This window comes from Dactylosporangium darangshiense (assembly GCF_039537565.1).
Taxonomy (GTDB): domain Bacteria; phylum Actinomycetota; class Actinomycetes; order Mycobacteriales; family Micromonosporaceae; genus Dactylosporangium; species Dactylosporangium darangshiense.
Map to the genome: position 1 here is coordinate 105,096 of NZ_BAABAT010000006.1, position 25,208 is coordinate 130,303.

The window sequence follows — 25,208 nt, forward strand, 5'->3', positions numbered from 1 at the left end:
GAAGGGCGCACCTGAAAGGAGATTCACTCCCATTCAATAGTGCCCGGCGGCTTCGACGTAACGTCCACGACCACGCGGTTGATCTCGCGGACCTCGTTGGTTATCCGGGTCGAAATCTTCGCGATCAGCTCGTGCGGCAGCCGCGACCAGTCGGCGGTCATCGCGTCGTCGCTGGACACCGGCCGCAGCACGATCGGGTGACCGTAGGTGCGCCCGTCGCCCTGCACCCCGACGCTGCGCACGTCGGCGAGCAGCACCACCGGGAACTGCCAGACACTGCGGTCCAGCCCGGCCGCGGTGAGCTCCTCGCGGGCGATGAGGTCGGCGGCGCGCAGGATGGCCAGCCGCTCCTCGTCGACGGCGCCGATGATGCGGATCGACAGCCCCGGCCCCGGGAAGGGGTGGCGCATGACGATCTCCTCGGGCAGGCCGAGGGCGGCGCCGATCTGACGTACCTCGTCCTTGAACAGCGTCCGCAGCGGCTCGACCAACTCGAACTGCAGGTCGTCGGGGAGGCCGCCGACGTTGTGGTGCGACTTGATGTTGGCGGTGCCGGTGCCGCCGCCGGACTCGACGACGTCCGGGTAGAGGGTGCCCTGCACGAGGTATTCCACGTGCCCCTCGGCGTCGATCTCGCGCGCGGCGCGCTCGAAGACGCGGATGAACTCGCGCCCGACGATCTTGCGCTTCTGCTCCGGGTCGGTCACGCCGGCCAGCGCACCGAGGAACTGCTCGGAGGCGTCGACGACCTTGAGGTTGATGCCGGTCGCGGCGACGTAGTCCTTCTCGACCTGCTCGGCCTCGCCCGCGCGCAGCAGCCCGTGGTCGACGAAGACACAGGTCAGCTGGTCGCCGACGGCCCGGTGGACGAGCGCCGCGGCGACCGCGGAGTCCACGCCGCCGGACAGCGCGCAGAGCACCCGCTTGCTGCCGACGCGCGCGCGGACCGCCTCGACCTGCTCCTCGATGATGTTGTTCGAGGTCCAGGTCGGCTCGATGCCGGCGATGTCGTAGAGGAAGCGGCGCAGCACCTCCTGGCCGTGCGGCGTGTGCGCGACCTCGGGGTGGAACTGCACGCCGGCCAGGCGGCGTCCGGTGTCCTCGAAGGCGGCGACCGGCGCGCCCGGCGAGGCGGCGGTGACGACGAAGCCGGCGGGCGCCGCGGTGACGCAGTCGCCATGGCTCATCCACACCGACTGCTCGGCCGGCAGGTCGCGCAGCAGCACGCCACCGCCTGCGGCCACGGTGATCGGGGTGCCGCCGAACTCGCGCTGCCCGGTGTGGCTGGCCTCGCCGGCCAGGGCGACGGCCATCGCCTGGAAGCCGTAGCAGATGCCAAAGACCGGCACGCCGGCGCCGAACAGGCCCGGGTCGACCTGGGGCGCGCCGGCCTCGTAGACCGACGACGGCCCGCCGGAGAGGATGATCGCGGCAGGGCGTTTGGCCAGCATGTCGGAGACCGGCATCGAGCTGGGCACGATCTCGGAGTAGACGTGTGCCTCGCGCACGCGGCGGGCGATCAGCTGCGCATACTGCGCGCCGAAGTCGACGACGAGAACCGGCGGCGGCGTGGTCATGTCGAAAAGCCTAGTCGGAGCGCGGCCGGGGCCTCCGCCGGGACCGCCGGACGTGACGGAGCTATCGGCGCCACGGGGGCGTAGGGCGCGCCCAGGTCCGGGCGCGGATCGGCCTCGCCCTTGTTGGGCCACATCGACATCGCCCGCTCGGCCTGCGCGGTGATCGTCAGCGAGGGGTTGACACCCAGGTTGGCCGAGACGGCCGCGCCGTCGACCACGTGCAGCCCCGGGTGGCCGAAGACACGGTGGTACGCGTCGACGACCCCGTTCGCCGCGCTGTCCCCGATCGCGGCGCCGCCGAGGATGTGCGCGGTCACCGGGATGTTGAACACCTCCGACCAGCTGCCGCCGGGCAGCCCGCCGATCTCCTCGGCCAGCAGGCGGACCGCCTCGTTGCCGGCCGGGATCCACGCCGGGCTGGGCTCGCCGTGGCCCTGCCGCGTGGTCAGCCGGCGGCGGCCGGTCCATGAGCGGCGGTACTGCACGTCGAGCGAGTTGTCCAGCGACTGCATGACGAGCGCGATCACCGTCTTGTGCGACCAGCGGTGCACCGAGAGCACCCGCACGTGCTTGAGCGGATGGCGGAGGAACGCGCCGAGCCAACGCAGCGGCCGCCACGGCCCGCCGTCGGTCAGCACCGTCTGCAGCAGGCCCATCGCGTTGGAGCCCGGCCCGTAGCGGACCGGCTCGATGTGCGTGTTCGCGTCCGGGTGGAACGAGCTGGTGATCGCGACGCCGTCGGTGAAGTCGGTGCCCTTGCGCAGGGAGCGGGCCCCGACGATGGACTCCGAGTTGGTGCGGGTGAGGGTGCCCAGGCGCGGCGAGAGGCCGGGCAGGACGCCGTCGGCGCGCATGCGGTGCAGCAGCCGCTGAGTGCCCAGCGCACCGGCGGCGAAGACGACCTGGCCGGCCTCGAAGGTCCGACGGCGGCCGCGGCGGCCGGTCCCGCGGGTCTGTACGACGTAGCCGCCGCCCTCGGCCGGGCGCACCGCCGTGACCGTCGTGAGCGGGATGACCTCGGCGCCGAGGCGCTCGGCGAGGTACAGGTAGTTCTTGACCAGCGTGTTCTTGGCGCCGATGCGGCAGCCGGTCATGCAGGCGCCGCAGTGCTCGCAGGACCGGCGCGCCGGGCCGGCGCCGCCGAAGTAGGGGTCGACGCCGGACTCGCCGAAGTAGACGCCGACCGGCGTGGCGTGAAAGGTGTCGCCGACGCCCATCCGCTCCGCGACCGCCCGGAACGCGCGGTCGGCGCTGGTGGTGCGGGCGTAGGTGGCCACGCCCAGCATCCGCTCGGCCTGGTCGTAGAACGGCTCGAGCTCGGCCCGCCAGTCGGTGATGCCCCGCCACTGCGGGTCGTCGTAGAAGGGCTGCATCGGGCGGTACAGCGTGTTGGCGTACACCAGCGAACCGCCCCCGACGCCGGCCCCGGCCAGCACGAGCACGTTGCGCAGCATGGTGATGCGCTGGATGCCGTAGCAGCCCAGCGCCGGCGCCCACAGGAAGCGCCGCGCGTCCCAGGAGGTCTTCGGGAACTCGTCGTCGGCGAAGCGCCGACCGGCCTCGAGGACCGCGACCGAGTACCCCTTCTCGGCCAGGCGCAACGCGCTCACGCTGCCGCCGAAGCCGGAGCCGATCACCACAACGTCGTAGCGCACGCCCCATAGTGACTCACGAGTAACTTATGCGGAAGACCCTTCGGTTTCGCCCCGGTTCTTTCGCCTGGGTTCTTGCGGCAGACTGGTCAACTATGGCGAGACTTCCCGGCGGGCTGGCCGTCTGGCGTGGCCGCCGGCTGCTGGGCAGCCCGGCCGCGGCGTCGCCCCCCGCCCTTCCGAGCGTCGATGCCGGCCATCACGCGGCGCTGCATTCGCTGGTCCTCGACGCGCTGAAGTTCGCCGATGTCCCGCCGCCGCATTCGGTGCACCTGGGCGGCGCCGCCACGCTCCGCCTCGCCGGCGGCGCGCTCGTCGTCGGACTGCCCCTGGCCTGGGGCCTGTCCGCCGACCAGCTGCGGGTGCTGATCACCCACCAGCTCGCGCTGCCGCCCTCGCGCCACCCCGAGCTGGTCCGCGGCCTGCTCAACGCCCGGCTGCGCAAACCCGCCTCGGAGAAGGCCGCCACCCGCCACGCCCGGCTGCTGGCCGCCACCGACGGGCTGCTGGCCGAGGCCAAACAGGTCCGGGACGCCGCGGCCATCACCGCGGCCGGCGGCGGGCTCTCCGCGGTCGAGGACGCGGCCGGCGCCCTGCTGCGCGCCGCGGCGATCGAGCGGTCCTTCACCGCCTTCGCCGCCGCGCCGCTCGCCTCCGGCACGATGTCGGCGTTCGCGACCGGCTCGCTGCCCACCGCCGGGCCGATCCGGGCCGAGGACCTGCACGACGGCTGGCGGCTGCGGCTGGCCCGCTGGGGCGCGCCGGCGCACGACGTCACCGCCCTGCGCGAGGAGCTCGCCGCCGAGCATCCCGGCCTCGCCGAGGAGCTGCGCTCGCCGGCCTCCGGGCCGCTGGTCGCGCTCGACCCGGACGCCGTCGCCCTCGACGAGCTGGGGGCGGCCGCCTGGCGGGCACTGGCCGCCGAGGCGCTGCCGGCCGCGGTGCAGGGGCCGGACAAGCCCTGGGTGCGCCTGGCCGAGCTGCCGGTCGAGGCCTACCTGCCCGACGTCGAGCGGCGGGCCCGGCAGTACGTGGAGGCCGTCAACGCCGTGCTGGGCCGGGCGCCGGACGGGCGCGACGAGCTGGCCGGCACGCTGCTGCGCCGGCCCGTCGACGTGGAGCGGGCCCGGCGGGGGCTGCCGCCGGACGGTGACGAGGACGCCGAGGCGCCGCCCTGGATGGGAGCGGCGCTGCTGGCGGTCGTGGTGGAGTACGCGCTGCTGCGCCAGGGCTGGAAGCGCGAGCACCCGCTGCTGCCTCGGCGCCTGGCCGGCCCGGACGGCGTGATCGACCTCAACGAGCTCGTGCGCAGCGACCCGGCGGCGCTGCGGGCGCACCTGGGTTAGCTACGGCGCACCTGGGCTAGAGGCTCAGGCTCGAGTTCGTCGCGAGCTCCGCCGGCTGCACGATCAGGTACCCGTTCTGCGAGCGCTGCTCGACGACGCCCGCCGCGAGCTGGTTGACGCCGTTGCCGTCGAAGCGCACGCCGTTCCACGGCATGATCGTCTGCGTGACCGGCAGCGTCAGCGCCTGTACCGCGTTGCGCACCGACTGCTTGGAGTAGTCGGTCGACTGGTCCATCGCCATCGCCATGACGAGCGTGGCCATGAACGCGTCGGCCGCGACCTCGGTCAGCTTGGTGTGGAACGCCTGCTCGTACATCGCCCCGATGACCTGCGCGATCGGGTTGCGCGCGGCGAACTCGTTGGACCAGCCGGACACCCGCAGCGCGGTCGGGTTCTTCACCTGGTCCAGCGCCGTGACGGCCGGCCCGATCGCGATGACCGGTGCAGTGCCCTTGAGCCGGACCGCGAGGTCGTTGGCCGCGCTCGCCTCGGCGGCGCTGGTCACGATCGCGAGCACCGCGTCTTCCTTGCCGACCAGGTTGCCGGGCTCCCCCGCGTCGGCGCCCGACAGCGGCACGACGTGGTCCTTGCCGGCCACGGCGTAGCCGGCGGCCTGGCTGAGGTCCTCGATCGAGTTCTTGAGGCTCGTGGCCTCGTCGCCGAGCGGGCCGGACGGCGTGCCGGCGGCGGTGACGATCCGCCGGAACCGGTCGGTGTCGCGCTGCCGGTAGAGCATGTCGAGCGCCGCGCTGACCATCCGCCGGTCGCTCGGCTGGATCCGGAAGTGCCCGACGCGGTTGAGCTCGCCGAACGTGTCGGAGGTGCTCATAGCGTCGACCAGTGCGATGCCGAGGAAGTCGGTGACCCGGCCGGTCGTCAGCGCCACGTCGATCGTGTCGGCCACGATCAGGCCGGCCGCGCCGTCGTGGACGAGCCGGTTGGCCTCCTTGTCGACCTTCTCCGGCGCGCTCTCGGTGTTGCCGCTGATGAGCGTCAGCTTGGTGCCGTTGCGCAGGCCAGCGCCGGGGCCGAGCGGCAGGGGCAGCGGCTGGGCCGGCACGTCGCGGTTGACCAGCTCGATCGCGAGCCTCGCGCCCAGCGTGGCCTGCTGGCCGATCTGGGCGTTGGCGCCGCTCGTCGGCACCAGCAGCCCGATCGCCACGGTTGCCGGCGTGGTCGCGGCGGGCTTGTCGCCGCCGGTGCAGGCCGACATGAGCAACGCCGATGCCAGCACCAGAGCGGTGGCTGCGGGCCGGAAGCCCCGGTTGAGCACGGCGAATGACTCCTTGCGGCGCGCGGGAGGTCGGACGGCCGTATCCTTCCTCTCTGGTCTATGCGTAGCAACCCCAGTGTCCGGCTTCGAGTATTGTGACCTGCGCCACTATGACGCGGTTGGACAGCGCTCGCAACCCTGGTTTGATAAGGGCCGCACGCTGCTCAGGCAGCGCGATGACGCATGCGAAAGGTGTGAAGGGGTGCAGACCTTCGCTTCGCCGCCTTCCACGAGGGCTCCCGCCGTCGTGATGAAGGTGAACAGCCATCGCCGCAGGCGGCCGGGGGAGCCGCCGCGGCGCAGCGCATCGCTGTTCCGGGTGCGCGACTGGCGCGTGCCCACGAAGCTCGCGGCCGTGCTCGTGCTGCCCGCCGTGGCCTTCCTGGTCATCGCCGGCGTGCAGATCAACTTATCAGTACAGGACGCGACGAAGCTGGATCAGTTCGCCCAAGGGGTCAAGGTCGGCCGCCAACTGACCGATCTCATCTACCAGTTGCAGCTGGAAAGGGACCGAACGGCCGGAGTTCTCGCCAAGTCGAACACGGCCGCCGCGACGGCCGGCCCGAATTCGGCGGCCGAGGAGCTCGCCGCCAGCTACGCCGCGACCGACGCCGCCCTGCAGGCCTTCTCCACCCAGGCCCGCCCGCTGCTGAGCAACCCGGTGTTCAACCAGACCCAGAACCGCGTCACCGCCGACTTCCAGGACCTGGCCCTCGTGCGGGCCGGGGTGAAGTCGCGCTGGCTGCGCGAGGAGGCGGTCTTCGACCAGTACTCCGTGACGATCCAGCACCTGTTCGACCTGGTGCCGGACCGCCCGGACATCGGCGGCGACTCCCAGTCGGTCGCCGAGGTCTCCTCGCTCATGGACCTCGCGCAGGCCAAGGAGCTCAAGGACCAGCTGCGCGGGCGGATCTTCGCCGCGGCCAGCGCCGGCAAGTTCGCGCCCGACGACTTCGAGACGTTCTCGGAGATCCAGGCGCGGCAGGTCGCGGCCGTCGAGCGGTTCCGCGCCTCGGCGAGCCCGCGGCACATCGCGCTCTACGACCGCAACCTGCGCCAGTCGGCGGTCTCCACCGTCGCCCGCCTGCAGCAGGACATCATCTCGCGGGCCCGCGGCGCCGCCGTCAACCTCTCCGCCGAGGACTGGTGGCGCGCCAGCACCCAGGAGCTGGACTACCTGCGCAGCATCGAGAAGGAGATGCTGGAGGACGCCATCAAGGGCGCCGGCGACCGCAGCGCCACCCAGCGCACCAACGCGATCGTCGCCACCTCGGCGATCGTGCTGGTCATGCTGCTGGCCCTGCTGCTGTCCTGGCTGATCGGCCGGTCGATGGCCCGCTCGCTGCGCCAGCTGCGGGCGCAGGCGCTCGACGTGGCCCAGCACCGCCTGCCCGAGGCGATCCAGCGGCTGCGCACGCTGCCGCGCGGCGAGACCGTCACGGTCGACACGACGACGAGGGTCCGCTCCTCCGACGAGATCGGCGAGGTGGCGGACGCCTTCACCGCCGTGCACCGCAGCGCGGTCAGCCTGGCCGTCGAGCAGGCGGTCATGCGGCGCAACGTCAACTCGATGTTCGTCAACCTGGCCCGCCGCTCGCAGACGCTCGTCGAGCGCCAGTTGCAGCTGCTGGACCAGCTGGAGTCGGCCGAGACCGACCCGGACCAGCTGGCCAACCTGTTCCGGCTGGACCACCTGGCCACGCGCATGCGCCGCAACGACGAGAACCTGCTGGTCCTCGCCGGCAGCGAGGCCACGCGCCGGTGGGCGCAGCCGGTCTCGCTGTCCGCGGTGATGCTCGCGGCGATGGCCGAGATCGAGCAGTACGCCCGAATCCGCCACGACGTGTCCAACGACATCTACGTCGTGGGCCACGCCGTGTCCGACATCGTGCACCTGTTCGCCGAGCTGCTGGAGAACGCGACCACGTTCTCCCCGCCGGACACGGTGGTCACGGTCACGGGCTGGCCGGCACAGCAGGCCCGCGAGGCGACGATCGTCATCGAGGACAAGGGCATCGGCATGACCGAGTCCGGCCTCGTCGAGGCGAACGAGCGCGTCTCCAGCCCGATCGCCATCGACGTCGCCGCGTCCGAGCGGATGGGCCTCGTCGTGGTCGGTCACCTCGCCGACCGGCACGGCGTCTCCGTGCGGCTCACCGCGACCGACGACGGGGTCACCGCGTACGTGACGCTGCCGGCCCGGCTGCTGGCCGCCCCGCCGGAGGGCGTCGGCCTCTACGGCAACGCCGCCAGCCGCCTCGCCGGCACCGCCCGCCTGCCGATCCCGGTCGACGGCGGCAGCTCGCAGGCGCCCGCCGGCCCGGCGCCGGCCGACGCGCCGACCGCAGTGCTCCCGGCGCTGCCGGGCCGCCTCGCCGCCGAGGCCAACGGCAACGGCAACGGCGCGGCGCCGGACGTGGACGTGGCGCGGCCGGTCTCCGGCGTGCCCGCGGTCGCGGCGCCGCCGGTGCCGGGCGTCCCGTCCGCGACCACCACCTGGCCGGTGGCGTCCCGCGACGCCGAGGAGCAGCAGCCCGACGAGGCCGGGCCCGGCGAGGCGCCGGTTTCCGGGGCGCCCGTCTCCGCCGCCCCTATCTCGGCGCAGCCGGTATCCGGAGCACCCGTCTCGGCGGCGCCCGTCTCGGCGGCGCCGGTGTCCGCGGCGCCTGTCTCCGCGGCGCCCGTGTCGGCTCAGCCCGTGTCCGCGGCGCCCGTCTCGGCGCAGCCTGTCTCGGCGCAGCCGGTTTCGGCGGCGCCGGTCTCGGCCCAGCCCGTCTCGGCGGCGCCGGTGTCCGCGGCGCCCGTCTCGGCGGCGCCCGCGTCGGCTCAGCCCGTGTCCGCCGCGCCGGCCTCGACGCCGCCGGCGAACCGGGCGACGAACGGCGGCCCGGCCGCCGCGCGGCGCGGTCCGACCCGCTCCGAGGACATCCTGGGCGCAGCAGCGCGCGGCAACGGCGCGCCAGCGCCCGCGGCGAAGGGCACCCGCTGGTGGTCCCGCGGCGGTGGCGGCGACGCGCCCGCGCCGGCCCCGGCGATCCCGGTGCAGCGCCAGCCGGTCACGGCCGGCACCAGCAGCGCCGGGCTGCCAATCCGGGTCCCGCAGGCCCAGCTGCCGGGCGATCCGACGGGCCAGGTGCCCGCGACGCCCGAGCCGACGCAGCCGATCACGGTCACCCACGCGGAACCGGATCCGGCTAGCGTGGGCAGCATGCTCACCCGGTTCTACAGTGGCGTGCACCGAGCCGCGAACGAGGACGAGGTGCCCACGGTGCCGATCAACGAACATCGAGGGAGCACGGCGTGACCCTGAGCCAACAAGCACGGGACCTGAGCTGGCTGATCAACGCGTTCACCGAGCGGGTGCCCGGCATTGCCCATGCTGTGGTGGTCTCCTCCGACGGCCTGCTGGTGGCCGTCTCCGACCACCTGCCCCGCGACAGCGCCGATCAGCTCGCCGCGGTCACGTCCGGCCTGGTGAGCGTCACCAGCGGCGCCGCGCGGATCTTCGACGGCGACGAGGTCAAGCAGACCGTGGTCGAGATGGGACAGGGCTTCTTCCTGGTCATGTCGATCCGCGACGGGTCGATCCTGGCGACGCTGGCCGGCCGGGAGGCCGACATCGGCGTGGTCGGATACGAGATGGCCCGGCTGGCTAAGCAGGCGGGCGAGATGCTGACCCCCGCGCTGCGCGCCGAGCTGCAGCAGGCGCTCCCCCGCTGACACCACGGCCCGCCGGCCGACGCCGCCACCGGCCGACGCCGCCACCGGCCGACGCCGCCACCGGCCGACGCCGCCACCGGCCGACGCCGCCACCGGCCGACGCCGCCACCGGCCGACGCCGCCACCGGCTGGCGCCGTGCGCGCCGCTGACGTCGGACGCGGTCCGAGCGCGTCGCCCAGCGGCTGGCCGGCGTTGCGTCAAACCGCTGACGTCGGACGCGGGCGGAACGCGTCGCCCGGCGGCCGGCCGGCGTTTGCGTCAGGACGGTCGCCGATAGGCACGAAGAAGGCCCGGGCAGCGCGCCCGGGCCTTCTGATCGTGCACGTCCTAGCAAGTCATTCGCGTCCTAGCTTGTCGTTCGCGTCCTACTTGTCCAGGATCAGGCCGACCTTCTGGAACTCCTTCAGGTCGCGATACCCGCACTTGGCCATCGCCCGGCGCAGCCCGCCGAAGAGGTTGAGCGCGCCGTCGGGGTCCTCGGACGGGCCGTAGAGGACCTTCTCCAGGCTGCCCAGCGACGGCTCGGCCGCCCCGAAGGAGCCCCGGGGCAGCTTCGGGTGGCTCGCCGCCGAGTGCCACCAGGCGCCGCCGGCCGGCGCGGTCTCGCTGCGCGACAGCGGCTCGCCGACCATGACGGCGTCGGCGCCGCAGCCCAGCGCCTTCGCGATGTCGCCGGACGTCTGGATGTTGCCGTCGGCGATGATGTGGACATACCGCCCACCGGTCTCGTCCAGGTAGTCGCGGCGCGCGTCGGCGGCGTCGGCGATCGCGGTCGCCATCGGGACGCGAATGCCCAGGACGCGGTCGGTGGTCGACCACTCGTCGGCGCCGATGCCCACGATGACGCCGGCGGCGCCGGTGCGCATGAGGTGCAGCGCGGTCTGGTAGTTGGTGCAGCCGCCGACGATGACCGGCAGGTCGAGGTCGGCGATGAACTCCTTGAGGTTGAGCGGCTCGTCGGTCGTCGAGACGTGCTCGGCGGAGACGAGCGTGCCCTGGATGACCAGGAGGTCGACGCCCGCGTCGAGGATCACCGGGGCGAGCGCCAGCGTGTGCTGGGGCGAGACGCGCACCGCGACCGTGACGCCGCCGTCGCGGATCTCCTTGACCCGCTCGCCGATCAGCTCGGGCTTGATCGGCTCGGCGTAGACCTCCTGCAGGCGCTGGGTGGCGGGGGCCTCGTCATCGAGGCCGGCCAGCTCCTCCAGGATCTTGGTCGGGTCGGCGTACCGCGTCCAGAGGCCCTCGACGTTGAGCACGCCCAGGCCGCCGAGCTTGCCCAGCGCGACCGCGGTGGCCGGGCTCATGGTGGCGTCGGACGGGTGTGCGACGCACGGGATCTTGAACGGATAGGCGTCGAGCTGCCAGTTCGTCGAAACGTCGTCGACGTCGCGCGTGCGGCGCGTCGGGACGATCGCGATGTCGTCCAGGTGGTAGCCACGCCGGGCGCTCTTGCTGTGCCCGATCTCGACCACATCACGCATTGTCAGCTCCTGTTGCACTCGGGGTGGGCGCCACCGTCAGCGCGAATGGTAGTTGGGTGCCTCGACGGTCATCTGGATGTCGTGCGGGTGGCTCTCCTTGAGCCCCGCCGCGGTGATCCGGATGAGCCGGCCGCGCTCGTGCATGTCGGCGACGGTGCCGGCGCCGACGAAGCCCATACCGGAGCGCAGGCCGCCGATGAGCTGGTGCGCCACCGCGGAGAGAGGGCCGCGGTAGGGCACCTGGCCCTCGATGCCCTCGGGGACCAGCTTGTCGTCGGAGAGCACGTCGTCCTGGAAGTAGCGGTCCTTGGAGTAGGAGCGCGCCTGGCCGCGGGACTGCATCGCGCCGAGGGAGCCCATGCCGCGATACGCCTTGTACTGCTTGCCGTTGATGAAGATCAGGTCGCCGGGGCTCTCCTCGCACCCGGCCAGCAGGCTGCCCAGCATCACGGTGCTGGCGCCGGCCACGATGCCCTTGGCGATGTCGCCGGAATACTGCATGCCGCCGTCGGCGATGACCGGCACGCCGAGCGGGCGGCAGGCGCGGGCGGCCTCCATGATCGCGGTGATCTGCGGCACGCCGACGCCGGCGACGACGCGGGTGGTGCAGATCGAGCCCGGCCCGACGCCGACCTTGACCGCGTCGGCGCCCGCCTCGGCGAGGGCCTTGGCGCCCTCGTAGGTGGCCACGTTGCCGCCGACGACGTCGACCGACGTCTCGGCCTTCAGCCGCGTGACCATCTCGACCACCTGGCGATTGTGCCCGTGGGCGGTGTCCACCATCACGATGTCCAGGCCGGCGTCGATGAGCGTGCGGGCCCGCTTGTAGGCGTCGTCGCCGACGCCGACCGCGGCGGCCACGCGCAGGCGCCCCGCCTCGTCCTTGGTCGCGTGCGGGAACTTCTCGCTCTTGGAGAAGTCCTTCACGGTGATCAGGCCGCGCAGCTTGCCCGAGTCGTCGACGATCGGCAGCTTCTCCACCTTGTGCTTGCGCAGCAGGGCGAGCGCCTCGTCCTTGCTCACGCCGACCCGGGCGGTGATCAGCGGCGCGACGGTCATGATGTCGCGCACGCGGGTCATCGGGTCGGACACGAAGCGCATGTCGCGGTTGGTGACGATGCCCACGAGCTGGCCGTCGGCGTCGGTCACCGGCACGCCGGAGATGCGGAACCGCCCGCACAGCACGTCGACCTCGCGCAGCGTGTCGTCGGGCGAGCAGGTCACCGGGTTGGTGACCATGCCGGCCTCCGACCGCTTGACCAGGTCGACCTGCTGCGCCTGGTCGTCGATCGACAGGTTGCGGTGCAGCGTGCCGATGCCACCCTGGCGCGCCATGGCGATCGCCATCCGGGCCTCGGTCACCGTGTCCATCGCGCTGGACACCAGCGGTATCCGCAGGGTGATGTTGCGGGTGACCCGGCTCGAGGTGTCCACGCCACTGGGCACAACGTCCGACTCGCCCGGCAGGAGCAGCACGTCGTCGAAGGTCAGGCCCAAAGGCAGCACGTCAGGTCGCGAGAAATCCATGAAGCGCATCCCAGCTCTCGGTCGTCCGGCGGGTGCGTCTCATCGTACTTCCGCCCCGGCAGTACACCCGTCCGCCATGGCAGAGCCGTGCCCGGGCCCACACCGAGGCTGATTGGGGCTACCGTTGAGGCGTGCACGAAGAGCCCATCGACCCGTTCGCCGGCGACCCGGCCGATCCGTCGGCCGAGCTCGACGACAGCGGAAGCGAAGACCCGTTGACCGCCGCCGAGCGCCAGGACGTTCTCGAGGACCTTGCCGACCTCGAGATCTACCAGGCGCTGCTCACGGCGATCGGCGTCCGCGGGCTCGTCATCGAGTGCGAGGACTGCCACGAGCCGCACTATTTCGACTGGGACCTGCTGCGGGGCAACCTGAAACACCTGCTGACCTCCGGGCGCCCGCGGGTGCACGAGCCCGCCTTCGACCCCGACCCGGACCACTACGTCACATGGGAGTACGCGCGGGGTTACGCTGACGGTGTTCACGACGCCCTGGCGAGCGCGACCGACGACAACGACGGCTGAGCAGGCTCTCGTTTAGGTTTTTCGCGGCAGGGGTACGCCTCCGGCATGCCTTGGATGGCCTGCCCGAACGTCGTGCCCAGCGACGCTAGCTCACGAGCCCGGCGCGAAACGCCGCCGCGACCGCGTGTGCCCGGTCACGCGCGCCCAGCTTCCGGAACAGCCGGCGAGCGTGCGTCTTGACCGTGTCCTCGGAGACGAAGAGCTCGCGGCCGATCTCGGCGTTGCTCTTGCCGTCCGCCATCCCGCGCAGCACCTGCAGCTCACGCTCGGTCAGCTCCACCCGGCGACGGGGCGGCTCGCCCGGCGAGTCGCCGCGCTGCTGCGGCACCCCGGCGCCGGCGACCCGTGCGCTCGGCACGCCGACCGTGGTGCGCGCGCTGCCGGCCAGCCCGCGGCCGGCCTGGAGGACGCCGCCGGTGGCCTGCTTCGGCACGGCCACGCGCGCCTGCAGCACCGGCTCGCCGTTACTGCGGCCCACCTGGCTGAGCACCAGCAGCACCGCCTTGGCCAGCGTCGTGACCGGGTCGGCCGTGTCCACCCGGATGACCGCCCGCGCGCCGGCGGCGATCGCCGCCGCGGCCGCGCGGGGCTCCTCCGTGCCGAAGAAGACCACCGTCGCGCCCGGCGCCACGGCCAGAACCCGCCGCGAGAACTCGGCGCTGTCGGGGCGTGACAGCGACGGGTCCGCCAGCACCAGGTCGACCGGCTGCTCACTGAGCCGCGCCAGGGCCTCGACCATCGTGACGGCGGTCCGCACCGCGTGTGCCACTCCCAGCCTGGCCGCGGCCGCGGCAACCGTCTGTGCCGCGACCTGTGTTCGCACACACACCAAAATCGTACGCACCGTCGTGCTCCTCTCTCTCAAAGAGAGAAACACGAAATGGCGAGATCTAGACGTGGTTTCGCCGCGATTGACTCACGAGAAATTGACGGAAGGCATGCCGTTACCCGCGGCGGTCTCGCGCGTTGTACCGGGAATGTGCGACGCGCGAATTCCAGGCCGCACGCCTGGAAGGAGGAGCGAATGACGAATGTGACCCGTTTGCCCGGTCCCATCGCGGACGTGTGGGACTGGCAGCGGCTCGGCCTGTGCCGGGGCCGCGACAGCGCGCAGTTCTTCCATCCCGACGGCGAGCGAGGCGCGTCGCGCGGCCGCCGGGAGGCTGCCGCCAAGAACGTGTGCCGGGCCTGCCCGGTGCGCGCCGAGTGCGCCGCGCAGGCGCTCGCCACGCGCGAGCCCTACGGCGTGTGGGGCGGCTTCACCGAGGGCGAGCGGCTGCGGCTGCTCGCGCTGGGCTGGGAGGACACCGCCGACCGGCGGCACACCCGCGTGGACGTGTCGCGGCTGGAGGCCAAGCTCGGCCTGCGCCCGACCCCGCCCGTACCCTCGGCCAACGCGGGCACCCAGCAGCCACTGCGCAGCGCGCCGGGCCGCCCGGCCCCGACGCACCCGGCACCGGGCGTGCCGTCACAGCGCCGCCCGCAGGTCTCGGCCGGCGGCTCCCGCTCCCGCTCCGCGGCGCGGTAGAACGCCTACTTGACGTCGACCTCAATCGAGTGCCATCCCGTGGCGCCGTCCGGATCGGGCGGCGCCACGGCGTTGGTCTGGGTCTCCCCGCCGTTGTCGGTGGCGCGCACGGTCAGCCGGTGCTTGCCGGGCGTTGCCGACCATTTCAGCGTCCACTGCCGCCACGTGTCGATCGACGGTACGGGCAGCAGCGTCGCCTCCTGCCAGGGCCCTTGATCGATTTGTACCTCGACCTTGGAAATGCCGCGGTGCTGCGCCCAGGCGACCCCGCCGATCGTGATCTCGCCCGCCCGGGGATTACCGCCGTCGCGCGGGGCGTCGATTCTCGATTCGGTCTTGATCGGCCCCTTGGCGGCCCAGCCGCGCTTGATCCAATATGCGTCGAAATCGGCGAACGAGGATAGTTCGAGTTCGACGAGCCATTTTGTCGCGGATACGTATCCGTACAATCCCGGCACCACCATCCGCACCGGAAAACCGTGCTCGATCGGCAGCGGCTCGCCGTTCATGGCAATGGCGAGCATGGCGTCCCGGCCGTCGGTGAGCACCGCCGTCGGGGTGCCCGCCGTGAACCCGTCGATCGAGCGGCTCACGACCTGGTCGGCGCCATCCTTGGGCCGCGCCTCGGCGAGCAGGTCGGCGACCCTGACGCCCTGCCACTTGGCGTTGCCGATGAGCCCGCCGCCCACCTCGTTCGAGACGCAGGCGAGCGTGATGTACCGCTCGATCATCGGCCGCCGCAGAAGCTCCTGGTAGCTGATGGTGATCTCCTTCTCGACGCGGCCGTGGATGCGCAGCTGCCAGTCCTCGCTCGTCAGCTGCGGTACCACCAGGGCGGTGTCGATCAGGTAGAAGTCCTTGTTCGGGGTCACGAACGGCGCGAGGTCGGGCAGGTTGGCGTCGGCCTCGGGCGGCAGCGGCGCGACGGTGTTGGGCGGCACGCTGGGCAGCGTGATCGTGGCCCGGTCGGCCTCGACGCTGCGCCGGGTGGACCACCAGCGGCTGGCAAACCCGGCGACGGCGGCGCCGAGCAGCGTGTACCCGGCGGCGCGCAGGAACCAGCGCCGCTGCTCGGGGTCGGCGTTGTCGCCGGCTTCGTGCGTGGACAGCCAGCGCAGCACCCCCGCGCCGGCAGCCGCCCCGACGAGCGTGGGCACGAACGCGTACCAGGGCGCGTTGTGCCGGCTGAGCGCGGCGACGATCCCGACGAGCGCGAAGACGCCGATTCCGATATATCCGATATATGGCCGTTTCGCGGCGAGCACGCCGATGATCGCGGCGAACACGGCGAGCAGGACGACGGTCCCGACGCTGAGGGCGAGCTTGTCGTAGGTGTAGAAGACCTGGACCGCGAATTCCTTGACGCCCGCCGGCACGTTGTCGATGACCACACCACCGACGCTGACCAGCGGAGACGTGCTCGCGCCGGTGAGGATGGCGACGATCTCGGCAACACCGAGCGCGACGCCTGCGGCGGTCAGTACTGCGAGCGCACCGAACCTACGAGTCTGCACGCCCCCAGCATGCGGCGATCATCCCGGCGCCACCAAGCCCGGTAATAGGTCCCTAATGTTTCTCCCAGGCACCGATCGCGGCCGAATTTTCCCCCGACGAGGTATAAATCCGGCAAGTCGTGGCGCGGAGCGCCCGACTTGTCGGGAAAATGAACGGGCCCCGAGCGAGAGTGCTCGGGGCCCGCGGAAAAGCAACCGGTCAGAAGCCCGGGCCGTGCGAGTGACCGTGGCCGTGGCCGTGACCGCCGGCGGCGGGCTCCGGGGCGGCTGGCTTGTCGACGATCAGGCTCTCCGTGGTGAGCAGCAGGCCGGCGATCGACGCGGCGTTGGCGACCGCGCTGTGCGTCACCTTCACCGGGTCGACGATGCCGGACTTCACCAGGTCGACGTACTCACCGGTGGCGGCGTCCAGGCCGTGGCCGAAGTCGAGCGCCGAGACCTTGCCGACCACGACGTACCCGTCGAAGCCTGCGTTCTGAGCGATCCACCGCAGCGGCTCGACCAGGGCCTTGCGCACGATGGAGACGCCGACCTTCTCGTCGCCGGTGAGGCCGAGGTCGCCGTCCAGGACCGAGAGGATCTGGGCCAGTGCGGCGCCGCCGCCGGGGACGATGCCCTCCTGGACCGCGGCCTTCGTCGCGGAGATCGCGTCCTCGATGCGGTGCTTGCGCTCCTTCATCTCGACCTCGGTCGCGGCGCCGGCCTTGATGACCGCGACGCCGCCCGCGAGCTTGGCGACCCGCTCGTTGAGCTTCTCCTTGTCCCAGTCGGAGTCGGAGGCCTCGATCTCCTTGCGCAGCTGCTCGACGCGCGCGGTGACCTCGGAGCGGTCGCCGCCGCCGTCGACGATCGTGGTCAGGTCCTTGGTGACCACGACGCGGCGGGCGGTGCCCAGCTGCTCCAGGCCGACGCCCTCGAGCTTGTACCCGAGCTCCGGCGCGACCAGCTCGGCGCCGGTCAGGATCGAGATGTCCTGCAGCATCGCCTTGCGGCGGTCGCCGAAGCCGGGCGCCTTGACCGCGACGACCTTGAAGGTCTTGCGGATGGCGTTCACGACGAGGGTCGACAGGGCCTGGCCCTCGACGTCCTCGGCGATGATCAGCAGCGGCTTGCTGTTCTGGACGATCTTCTCCAGGAGGGGCAGCAGCTCCTCGATGGCGGAGATCTTCTGGGTGGTGATGAGGACGTACGCGTCCTCGAGGACCGCCTCCTGCGCCTCGCCGTCGGTGACGAAGTGCGGGGAGATGAAGCCCTTGTCGAACTGCATGCCCTCGGTGACCTCGAGCTCGGTCGTGAGGGTCGAGCCCTCCTCGACCGTGATGACGCCGTCGCGGCCGACCCGCTCCATCGCCGAGGCGATCAGGTCGCCGATGGTGGCGTCCTGCGCGGAGATGGTGGCGACCTGGGCGATCTCGGTGTGGCTCGCGACCGGGGTGGCCTTGTCCTTGAGCGCCTGCACGACCGCGGCCGCAGCCTGGTCGATGCCGCGCTTGAGCCCGGCCGGGTTGGTGCCGGCGGTCACGTTGCGCAGGCCCTCGCGGACGAGCGCCTGTGCCAGGACCGTCGCCGTGGTGGTGCCGTCACCGGCCACGTCGTTGGTCTTGGTGGCGACCTCCTTGACCAGCTGCGCGCCGAGGTTCTCGTACGGGTTGGCGAGCTCGATCTCCTTGGCGATCGTCACGCCGTCGTTGGTGATGGTGGGCGCACCGAACTTCTTGTCCAGGACGACATTGCGTCCCCGGGGGCCGAGCGTGACCTTGACCGTGTCGGCCAGGCGGTTGACGCCGTGCTCCAGCAGGTGGCGCGCCTCGTCGGAGAAGCTCAGGATCTTCGCCATGCTATGGATTCCCTTCAAAGCGACACCGCCCCGGCTGCCTCGCGCCTACGCACGGGTCCGGGGCGGTGGCCACTGCTTATTTGGACTTGATCACTTCTCGATGACGGCCAGCACGTCGCGGGCGGAGAGCACCAGGTACTCAGCGCCGGCGTACTTGACCTCGGTGCCGCCGTACTTCGAGTAGATGACGGTGTCGCCGACCTTGACGTCGATCGGCACCCGGTTGCCCTTGTCGTCGATGCGACCCGGGCCGACCGCGATGACGGTGCCCTCCTGGGGCTTCTCCTTCGCGGTGTCCGGAATGACGATGCCCGAGGCGGTGGTCGTCTCAGCCTCGTTGGCCTGGACCAGGATGCGGTCCTCGAGTGGCTTGATCGCAACCTGCGTCGCGGTAGTCACGGGCATACCCTCCAAGGGTATCGAGCTTGTTAATCGAGTGCCCGGTGAAGCCGTCGTCGCGGGTGCCGGCCCCGGCCGGGTTTACTGGCACCCTCGACACGAGAGTGCTAATCGGAGGTTATGTCGACGGCTAGCACTCCGTCAACTAGAGTGCCAGACACGCCGCGAAATCACCCAGTGATCCCCGCCGGATAATCAGCGGGTGGAGTTCGACGACGTGCTGGCACTGGACACCGAGGCCGGCCGAGCCGCCCTCGCCGCGGCCACCGACCTGCCCGACGGCGACCCGCTCGCCGCCGCCTCCGCGCTGCGCGCCCGCGGGTTCGCACCGGCACTGGCCGCGGCGGCGCTGACCCAGGTGGCCCTGCGCCGCCGGGCCACCGCCAAGTTCGGCCCGGACGCCGCCGTCATGCTCTTCACCCGTGCCGGCCTCGAGCAGGCCACCCGCGCCCCGGTCGCCCGGCGCCGGGCCGAGCGCATGGCCGCCGCGGGCGCCCGCCGGATCGCCGACCTCGGCTGCGGCATCGGCGCCGACACCATCGCGTTCGCCCGGGCGGGACTGCAGGTCCTGGCCGTCGACGCATCCCCCGCCACCGCCGCCGTGGCGGAGGCCAACGTCCGAGCGCTGCATCTGGCGGATTCGGTACACCTGGAGGCCCGCGACGCCACCGAGGTCCCGCTCGACGCCGTGGACGCCGTGTTCTGCGACCCGGCCCGCCGCACGTCGGGCGGGCGGCGGGTGTTCGACCCGCGCGCGTACTCGCCGCCGTGGGAGTTCGTGGCCGGGCTGGCTCAGCGGGTACCACTGGCGGCTTTGAAACTCGCCCCGGGAATCGACCACGACCTGCTCCCCGCCGGGGCCGAGGGTGAGTGGGTGTCCGTGGACGGCGACGTTGTCGAGGCGGCGGCCTGGTGTGGTCCGCTCGCGGCGGCACCGCGCCGGGCGACCGTCCTGCGCGGCGACGAGGCGCACGAGCTCACCGGCACCGGCGCGGAGCGCGCCCCGGCCGGCCCGCTCGGCGGGTATCTCTACGACCCCGACGGCGCCGTCGTGCGCGCCCACCTGGTCGCGGAGCTCGCCGAGTCCCTCGACGGCCGGCTGCTGGACGAGACGATCGCGTACGTCACGGCCGACGTGGCACGCGCCACCCCGTTCGCCCGCTGCTACGCGATCGAGGAGCGCCTGCCGATCGCACTGAAGAAGCTGCGCGCCGCCCTGCGCGCCCTCGACGTCGGCTCCCTGCAGATCCTCAAGCGCGGCTCCGCGCACGACGTCGAGGACCTGCGCCGCCAGCTGCGCCTCGAGGGCTCCCGCGACGCCGTGCTGGCCCTGACCCGCATCGCCGGCGAGCCCGCCGCGCTGCTGCTCAGATCAACGGGTGCCCGAGCCGCCGCTGCAGGTCGTTGAGCACGTCCTCGGCCAGCAGGTCCGGCGTGCGCAGCCCGAGTTGCCCGAGCAGCTGGCGCCCGGTGTCGCGGCACATCTCGTACGTCAGGCGGTCGTTGAGCCAGCGCAGCCACTCGACGATGTCGTTGACGTAGAACGCGACGCTCTGCTCGGAGTTGCGCTGCCGCCGCTCCTCGGACACCACCATCAGCGCCGCGGCCAGCCGCCGGCGCGGAAAGTCGTGCCCCGCGAGCGCATCGGCGAACGCGTCGGCCCGGTGCCGCGGCGCCGTCGGCGACACCGTGAGCTTCGGAAACGGCGGCTCCCCCGCCGTCCACACCTGCGCGCTGCGCGGCACGAACTCCGGCTCCAGCACCACGTCCACCCGCGAGGCGTGCCCCGGGTCGTCGACCGCGATCAGCACGCGCGGGCTGTAGCTGGTCACCTTGACGGCGTAGCGGGAGGCCCCGGTCCCTTCCTCGATGCAGAACCTGGCATCGGGCAGCTTGAGGTTCCCGTCGAACACCAGCCGCCCGACCCGCGGCCCCGCACCTTGCCACAGCCGCACCCGCACCGGCCCGGTCTGCGGCCGCGCGGCGATGCGCACATGGTGCTCGGTCGCCGTGACCGCACCGTCGCCGTCGAACACCGCCAGGTCGACGGCGTTCGACGCGCCGAGGAACAGGTGGCCGTGGCCGAGGTACAACTGGACGGCACCGATCTGCATGTCGCTATTGTGGGCCAGTGGCGAGCAAGGGCACCCCGGCGACCGCACTGCTGACGCGCCAGAAGATCGCGTTCACACCCCATACCTACGAGGTCGACCCGCGCGCCGCCTCCTACGGCGAGGCCGCCGCGGCCGCGCTGGGTGTGGAGCCTTCGCGCCTGTTCAAGACGTTGGTGACGACGGTCGACGGCCAGCTCACGGTCGGCGTCGTGCCGGTCTCGTCGTCCCTGGACCTGAAGGCCCTGGCCGCAGCGGTGGGCGGCAAGCGCGCCGCGATGGCCGAGCCGGCGGCCGCGGAGCGCGCCACGGGCTACGTCACCGGCGGCATCTCCCCGGTCGGCCAGCGCTCGCGACTCCCGATCGTCATCGACGCTTCGGCGGAGGCGTTGGCCACGATGTACGTCTCGGGCGGCCGCCGCGGCCTGCAGATCGAACTGTCCCCGACGGACCTGGTCCAGGTCACCGGCGCCACCCTGGCGCCGATCGCGACGCACTGAAACGATAGCGACGTGCGGGCATCGGACGAGGACCGCAAGCGCGTCATCGGTGTGCTCCAACGCCACACCGAGGCGGGCCGCCTGACGCTGGACGAGTTCTCCGACCGCGTGGGCACGGTGTACGCGGCGAAGACCCTCGACGACCTGCGCGCCGCGGTCGTCGACCTGCCCGCACTGTCCCCTTCGCCGTCCACCCCACCCCCCTCCGAGCCACACGACGGCCGCGCGTTGCTGCTGACGTTCGCGCTGGCAATCGTCGCGGTCGCATTGATCGGCACCGCATACACGCTCTTCCATTAGCTTTGCGTGCTGCGTCGATTACGGTCCGGCGTTGAGCCAAGATCCACCTTTTTGGCGCATGCTAAGGTGGACCTTGAGAAAGCGGAGCACCACCCGCCGACCTGGAGCCGTGTCCGACCTACGCCAGCGACTCTGGCACGCATCGACACCACGCCTCATTCGCCGACTTCGCCGAGCGCCGTTCGCGGGCGCGGACTCGCGGGGTCCGGCGGCGGCAGGCTCGCTCCGCGGGACCGGCCTAGCGGGGTTTCAGCCTCGCGTGGTTCCGGCCTCGCGTGGTTCCGCGGCGGTGTGCTCGCTTCACGGGCGCGCGCTCGTGGGCCTAAGGCGTGGTTCGTAGGTGGGGTGGGGTAAGAGCCATTCGTTGATCGCGGCAACCCGGTGCTCGTCGTCGGGGCGCGCCAATGGAGGTAGGGGGTTCGGGTGGAGCGAAGCTCCCCCGGGCGAGCGCAGCGAGCGACTGACACAGCAACAGCTGTTAGCGGCCGTGCCAGCTTCGCCAGAGCGCCGCGTACGCGCCGCCCGCCTCGACCAGCTCGTCGTGGCTGCCGAGCTCGGTGATCCGGCCGTCCTCGACGACCGCGACCCGGTCGGCGTCGTGTGCGGAGAAGAGGCGGTGGGCGATCGCGACGACGGTGCGGCCCTCCAGCGCGCCGGCCAGCGAGCGCTCCAGGTGCCGGGCCGCGCGCGGGTCGATCAGGGACGTCGCCTCGTCCAGGACCAGGGTGTGCGGGTCGGCCAGGACCAGGCGGGCCAGGGCCAGCTGCTGGGCCTGGGCGGGGGTGAGCGACAGGTCGGTGGCGCCCAGGCCGAGCGCCATCGCCCAGTCGAGGGCGTCGACGGTGGCCAGGGCGGTGAACAGCTGCTCGTCGGTCGCGTCGGCCCTCGCCAGCGTCAGGTTCTCGCGCAGAGTGCCGATGAAGACGTGGTGCTCCTGCGTCACCAGCGCCACGTGGCGGCGCAGGTCGTCCAGCGGGAGCTCGGACAAGGGGACCGTGCCCAGCTCGATCGAGCCGGCGCGTGGGGCGTGGATGCCGGCCAATAGGCGGCCCAGCGTGGACTTGCCGGCGCCCGACGGGCCGACCATGGCCAGGCGCTCGCCGGGGCGGATCGCCAGGTCGATGCCGTGCAGCACGTCGCGGCCGTCCACATAGGAGTAGCGGACGTCCTTGGCGACCAGGCGGTCGTCGACCGGCTTTGGGCCCGACATCACCGGCGGGGCCGTCGCCGAACGTACGCCGACCAAGCGGGCGAAAGACGCCAGGCCGAGCTGCATCTCGTCGAAGTAGGACAAAATGCGGTCCAGCGGGTCGATGATCGCCACCAGGTAGAGGACCGCCGCCGTTACCTGGCCCACCGTTGACCAGCCCTGGGTCACGAACCAGCCGCCGGCTACCAACGTCACCGCGGCCGGCAAGGCGTAGGCGAACTCGGTCACGGGGAACCAGACCGTGCGCAGGGACAAGGTGTAGCGCGCGGCGGCGTACAAGCCCGTCAGCTGGGCCTGCGTGCGCTCGATTCGCTGTGACTGGCGGCCCAGAGTCTCCACCGTGCGGGCGCCCTCCACCGTTTCGGCCAGGCCGTCGGCCATCTGGGCGAACGCGGCGCTCTCGCGCAGGTAGCCGCCCGGGGCGCGGCGGAAGTACCAGCGTGAGCCGTAGTACAAAGCTGGGACCGCGACCAGGGCCGGCAGCAGCAGGAGCGGGGCGACCAGGGCGATCGCGCCGATCGTGAGCAGCATCTGCAGCACGCCGACCACGATCGCCGGCAGCGCGGCCTCGACCGAGTGCGACGTCTGGGCGACGTCGCGCGAGGCGCGGCTGAGCAGGTCGCCCGTGCCGGCGCGCTCCACTGTGGACAGCGGGATGGCGAGGACGCCCTCGACGAACTCCTCGCGCAGGCGGGCCAGGACCAGCTCGGCCAGCTTCGAGGCGGCCAGGCGGGCGTACCGCACCAGCACCGCCTGCGCGATCACGAAACCGGCGATGGCCAGGGCGATCCGGTCGACCGTCCACGTCGTGGTGCCGGCGGCAACGCGCTCGACCAGCGTGCCGAGCAGCGGGGGCGCGGCCAGGCCGGCGGCCGCGGCGACCAGGTGCAGTGTGAGGACGCCGGCGAGGCGGCCGGGGTACGCGACGAACAGGCCGCGCAGGTAGGCCCGCACCTCTGCGCGTCCGGCGATCGGCAGCATCAGTCCTCCCCGCGGGTCACGGTCGCGGCGTACGCCGGGCAGTCGTCCAGCAAAGCCCGATGCGGCCCGGCCGCGGCGACCCGGCCGGAGTCGTCGACGAACGCGACGATGTCGGCGCGGTCGAGCAGCAGCGGGCTGGTCGTGCAGACCACGGTCGTGCGGCCGGCGCGCGCGGCGGGCAGGCGTTCGGCGATGCGCGCCTCGGTGTGCGCGTCCACGGCGCTGGTCGGCTCGACGAGCACTAGCACGGGCGGGTCGAGCGCGAGCGCCCGCGCCAGCCGCAGCCGCTGTTGCTGCCCGCCCGAGAAGTCCCGGCCGCGCTCGGCGATCTCGGTGTCGAGCCCGTCGGGGAGTGCCTCGACGATGTCGCGCGCCGCCGCGGCGTCCAGGGTCGCGCCGTTGCCGAGCTCCTCGCGCAGCGGGCCGCGGAACAGCTGCCCGTCGTTGTCGGCCAGCACAATGTGCCGCCGCACGTCCGCGAGTGGCATTTTCCGCAGTGGTACCCCATGCAGCCGCGCCTGCGACCCCCGCGCCAGGAGCGCTATCCGGTCGGCGATGCCCGCCGCGTCCTCGGGCCGGACGGCCGCGACCGCCATGAACGTGCCCGCCTCGACGAGCAGGCCCGAGTCGGGGTCGTCGAGGTCGCCGGGCTGCAGGGGTACCGAATCCGGCGGCTCTTGAAAATCGGGCTCGATCCGCAGCACGTCGACCACCCGCTGCGCGCTCACCAGGCCGCGGGTCACCTTGTCGGCGAACTCGGTCAGGGTGCGCAGGGGCGAGATCAGGAACGCCGCGTACGCGTAGAAGGCGACCAGCTCGCCCGGCGTGATCCGCCCGGCGACCGCGAACCGCGCGCCGAGCCAGGTGACGAGCGCGACGAAGCACCCGGGCAGCAGCATCTGCGCGGCCTCGAGCATCGACTCGACGCGCGCGACCCGCACGCCGGCGAAGCGGACCCGCTGCGACTCGGCGCGGTACCGCGCGGAGAACACCGCCTCCCCGCCGACCCCGCGCAGCACCCGCAGCCCCGACACGATGTCGGCGGCGCGGCTGGCGAGCTGCCCGGCGAGGTCGCGCTGGTGGCGGCGCCGGTGGTGCAGCGGTCGCAGCAGGAGCCCGACCACGGCGACGAGCACCGGCACGCCCAGCACGACGACCAGCCCGAGCGGCACCGACACGCGCAGCAGCAGCGCGGAGACGACCACGACCGCGACGAGCGCGCCGCTGCCGCGGGCGGTGATGTCCATCGAGTACCCGATGGTGTCGAAGTCCGTCGTGCCGATGCTCACGACCTCGCCCGTGGCCACGCGCTTCTCCAGCGCCGCGCCGAGCCGCGCGGCCTGCCGGACGGTGACCTGCATGGTGCGGAACCCGGCGTTGAGGAAGTTCGTCACCGCGAACCGGTGGCGCATCGTCCCGCTGACCGCGGTGACGGCACCGAGCCCGAGCACCCCCAGCGCCGCGAGCAGGAGCCGCCGCCGGTCGTGGTGTGCGAGCGCGTCGACGCCGGCCCCGATCGCCGCCGGCACGAGCGCCTGGCTGACCATCCACATGACGCCGAAGCAGACGCCCCCGGCGATCAGCGAGAGCTGGCTGCGCGCGAGCCAGAGCAGGTACCTCGCCGCGGAACGACTGTCGGGCTCCAGCGGCTCGGCGAGGGGCAGTCTGCGCACGGTAGTGCACCGTAACCGCTGCCCCGCCCCGATCGCCTTACATTTTTCCGC

General features: G+C 72.4%; 19 protein-coding genes and 1 pseudogene. 8 read left to right on the forward strand and 12 right to left on the reverse strand.

The window, feature by feature from the left end:
• Nucleotides 1-23 precede the first annotated feature (23 nt).
• Nucleotides 24-1,577, reverse strand: a complete 1,554-nt coding sequence (gene guaA, locus ABD901_RS14520) for a glutamine-hydrolyzing GMP synthase (RefSeq protein ID WP_345126177.1) — start codon at nt 1,575-1,577, stop codon at nt 24-26.
• On the reverse strand, nt 1,574-3,232 hold the full coding sequence (locus ABD901_RS14525) for an FAD-dependent oxidoreductase (protein WP_345126180.1): 1,659 nt from the start codon (nt 3,230-3,232) through the stop codon (nt 1,574-1,576). The genes guaA and ABD901_RS14525 overlap by 4 nt, the downstream gene beginning before the upstream one ends.
• Nucleotides 3,233-3,324: 92 nt before the next feature.
• On the opposite strand from ABD901_RS14525, the gene ABD901_RS14530 reads away from it, so the two are divergent.
• Nucleotides 3,325-4,575 carry a hypothetical protein gene (locus ABD901_RS14530; protein ID WP_345126182.1) on the forward strand — a complete coding sequence of 417 codons (1,251 nt, stop codon included), beginning with the start codon at nt 3,325-3,327 and terminating at the stop codon, nt 4,573-4,575.
• Nucleotides 4,576-4,591: 16 nt separating this feature from the next.
• On the opposite strand, the gene ABD901_RS14535 is transcribed toward ABD901_RS14530, so the two are convergent.
• On the reverse strand, nt 4,592-5,848 hold the full coding sequence (locus tag ABD901_RS14535; RefSeq protein ID WP_345126184.1) for an ABC transporter substrate-binding protein: 1,257 nt from the start codon (nt 5,846-5,848) through the stop codon (nt 4,592-4,594).
• A 202-nt stretch (nt 5,849-6,050) separates the two neighbouring features.
• On the opposite strand from ABD901_RS14535, the gene ABD901_RS14540 reads away from it, so the two are divergent.
• Both ABD901_RS14540 and ABD901_RS14545 read left to right on the forward strand, forming a co-directional pair.
• Nucleotides 6,051-9,152, forward strand: a complete 3,102-nt coding sequence (locus ABD901_RS14540; RefSeq protein ID WP_345126188.1) for a sensor histidine kinase — start codon at nt 6,051-6,053, stop codon at nt 9,150-9,152.
• Entirely contained in the window at nt 9,149-9,568 is a 420-nt protein-coding gene (locus ABD901_RS14545) for a roadblock/LC7 domain-containing protein (protein WP_425556692.1), read from the forward strand. Before ABD901_RS14540 ends, ABD901_RS14545 begins: the two co-directional genes overlap by 4 nt.
• A 366-nt stretch (nt 9,569-9,934) precedes the next feature.
• Here ABD901_RS14545 and ABD901_RS14550 read toward each other — a convergent pair whose 3' ends face one another.
• Nucleotides 9,935-11,053 carry a GuaB3 family IMP dehydrogenase-related protein gene (locus ABD901_RS14550; RefSeq protein WP_345126191.1) on the reverse strand — a complete coding sequence of 373 codons (1,119 nt, stop codon included), beginning with the start codon at nt 11,051-11,053 and terminating at the stop codon, nt 9,935-9,937.
• Nucleotides 11,054-11,089: 36 nt separating this feature from the next.
• The gene (guaB, locus tag ABD901_RS14555; protein ID WP_380137902.1) at nt 11,090-12,589 is read right to left on the reverse strand and encodes an IMP dehydrogenase; all 1,500 of its coding nucleotides are present in this window, start codon (nt 12,587-12,589) and stop codon (nt 11,090-11,092) included.
• Between the two features lie 122 nt (nt 12,590-12,711).
• Between guaB and ABD901_RS14560 the strand changes: the two genes are divergently transcribed.
• Nucleotides 12,712-13,104: a DUF5319 domain-containing protein gene (locus tag ABD901_RS14560; protein ID WP_345126198.1), complete on the forward strand. Its 393-nt coding sequence runs from the start codon at nt 12,712-12,714 to the stop codon at nt 13,102-13,104.
• Nucleotides 13,105-13,189: 85 nt separating this feature from the next.
• Here ABD901_RS14560 and ABD901_RS14565 read toward each other — a convergent pair whose 3' ends face one another.
• A complete protein-coding gene (locus ABD901_RS14565) occupies nt 13,190-13,948 on the reverse strand; it encodes a helix-turn-helix domain-containing protein (protein ID WP_345126199.1) in 759 nt (252 codons plus the stop codon).
• A 180-nt stretch (nt 13,949-14,128) separates the two neighbouring features.
• Here ABD901_RS14565 and ABD901_RS14570 point away from each other — a divergent pair.
• Nucleotides 14,129-14,494: pseudogene (locus ABD901_RS14570) on the forward strand (WhiB family transcriptional regulator); the annotation flags it as partial.
• Between the two features lie 143 nt (nt 14,495-14,637).
• Here ABD901_RS14570 and ABD901_RS14575 read toward each other — a convergent pair.
• The 3 genes from ABD901_RS14575 to groES form a co-directional block, all read right to left on the reverse strand.
• Nucleotides 14,638-16,146 carry a molybdopterin-dependent oxidoreductase gene (locus tag ABD901_RS14575; RefSeq protein ID WP_345126202.1) on the reverse strand — a complete coding sequence of 503 codons (1,509 nt, stop codon included), beginning with the start codon at nt 16,144-16,146 and terminating at the stop codon, nt 14,638-14,640.
• 199 nt (nt 16,147-16,345) lie between these two features.
• Nucleotides 16,346-17,983, reverse strand: coding sequence for a chaperonin GroEL (groL, locus tag ABD901_RS14580; RefSeq protein ID WP_345126205.1), 1,638 nt, complete (start codon nt 17,981-17,983; stop codon nt 16,346-16,348).
• Nucleotides 17,984-18,073: 90 nt separating this feature from the next.
• Entirely contained in the window at nt 18,074-18,388 is a 315-nt protein-coding gene (groES, locus tag ABD901_RS14585; RefSeq protein ID WP_344616035.1) for a co-chaperone GroES, read from the reverse strand.
• A gap of 196 nt (nt 18,389-18,584) precedes the next feature.
• Here groES and ABD901_RS14590 point away from each other — a divergent pair, with 196 nt between their 5' ends.
• Nucleotides 18,585-19,790 carry a class I SAM-dependent methyltransferase gene (locus ABD901_RS14590; RefSeq protein ID WP_345126208.1) on the forward strand — a complete coding sequence of 402 codons (1,206 nt, stop codon included), beginning with the start codon at nt 18,585-18,587 and terminating at the stop codon, nt 19,788-19,790.
• On the opposite strand, the gene ABD901_RS14595 is transcribed toward ABD901_RS14590, so the two are convergent.
• Entirely contained in the window at nt 19,750-20,496 is a 747-nt protein-coding gene (locus ABD901_RS14595; RefSeq protein ID WP_345126211.1) for a hypothetical protein, read from the reverse strand. The two genes, ABD901_RS14590 and ABD901_RS14595, sit on opposite strands and share 41 nt — an antisense overlap.
• 17 nt (nt 20,497-20,513) lie before the next feature.
• Here ABD901_RS14595 and ybaK point away from each other — a divergent pair, with 17 nt between their 5' ends.
• Entirely contained in the window at nt 20,514-20,993 is a 480-nt protein-coding gene (gene ybaK / locus ABD901_RS14600) for a Cys-tRNA(Pro) deacylase (RefSeq protein ID WP_345126216.1), read from the forward strand.
• A gap of 12 nt (nt 20,994-21,005) precedes the next feature.
• Complete coding sequence (locus tag ABD901_RS14605; protein WP_345126219.1) at nt 21,006-21,293, forward strand: DUF1707 SHOCT-like domain-containing protein; 288 nt, start codon at nt 21,006-21,008, stop codon at nt 21,291-21,293.
• A gap of 478 nt (nt 21,294-21,771) precedes the next feature.
• Here the strand turns inward: ABD901_RS14605 and ABD901_RS14610 are convergent, their stop codons facing one another.
• Nucleotides 21,772-23,484, reverse strand: coding sequence for an ABC transporter ATP-binding protein (locus ABD901_RS14610; RefSeq protein ID WP_345126223.1), 1,713 nt, complete (start codon nt 23,482-23,484; stop codon nt 21,772-21,774).
• Nucleotides 23,484-25,157, reverse strand: a complete 1,674-nt coding sequence (locus ABD901_RS14615) for an ABC transporter transmembrane domain-containing protein (RefSeq protein WP_345126226.1) — start codon at nt 25,155-25,157, stop codon at nt 23,484-23,486. Before ABD901_RS14615 ends, ABD901_RS14610 begins: the two co-directional genes overlap by 1 nt.
• Nucleotides 25,158-25,208 lie beyond the last annotated feature (51 nt).

Excerpts from the sequence above, each read along its gene's own strand:
- ABD901_RS14610 (WP_345126223.1), bottom strand. The coding sequence starts at position 23,484 with ATGCTGCCGATCGCCGGACGCGCAGAGGTGCGGGCCTACCTGCGCGGC.
- guaA (WP_345126177.1), bottom strand. The coding sequence starts at position 1,577 with ATGACCACGCCGCCGCCGGTTCTCGTCGTCGACTTCGGCGCGCAGTAT.
- ABD901_RS14595 (WP_345126211.1), bottom strand. The coding sequence starts at position 20,496 with ATGCAGATCGGTGCCGTCCAGTTGTACCTCGGCCACGGCCACCTGTTC.
- ABD901_RS14530 (WP_345126182.1), top strand. The coding sequence starts at position 3,325 with ATGGCGAGACTTCCCGGCGGGCTGGCCGTCTGGCGTGGCCGCCGGCTG.
- guaB (WP_380137902.1), bottom strand. The coding sequence starts at position 12,589 with ATGCGCTTCATGGATTTCTCGCGACCTGACGTGCTGCCTTTGGGCCTG.
- ABD901_RS14550 (WP_345126191.1), bottom strand. The coding sequence starts at position 11,053 with ATGCGTGATGTGGTCGAGATCGGGCACAGCAAGAGCGCCCGGCGTGGC.
- groL (WP_345126205.1), bottom strand. The coding sequence starts at position 17,983 with ATGGCGAAGATCCTGAGCTTCTCCGACGAGGCGCGCCACCTGCTGGAG.
- groES (WP_344616035.1), bottom strand. The coding sequence starts at position 18,388 with ATGCCCGTGACTACCGCGACGCAGGTTGCGATCAAGCCACTCGAGGAC.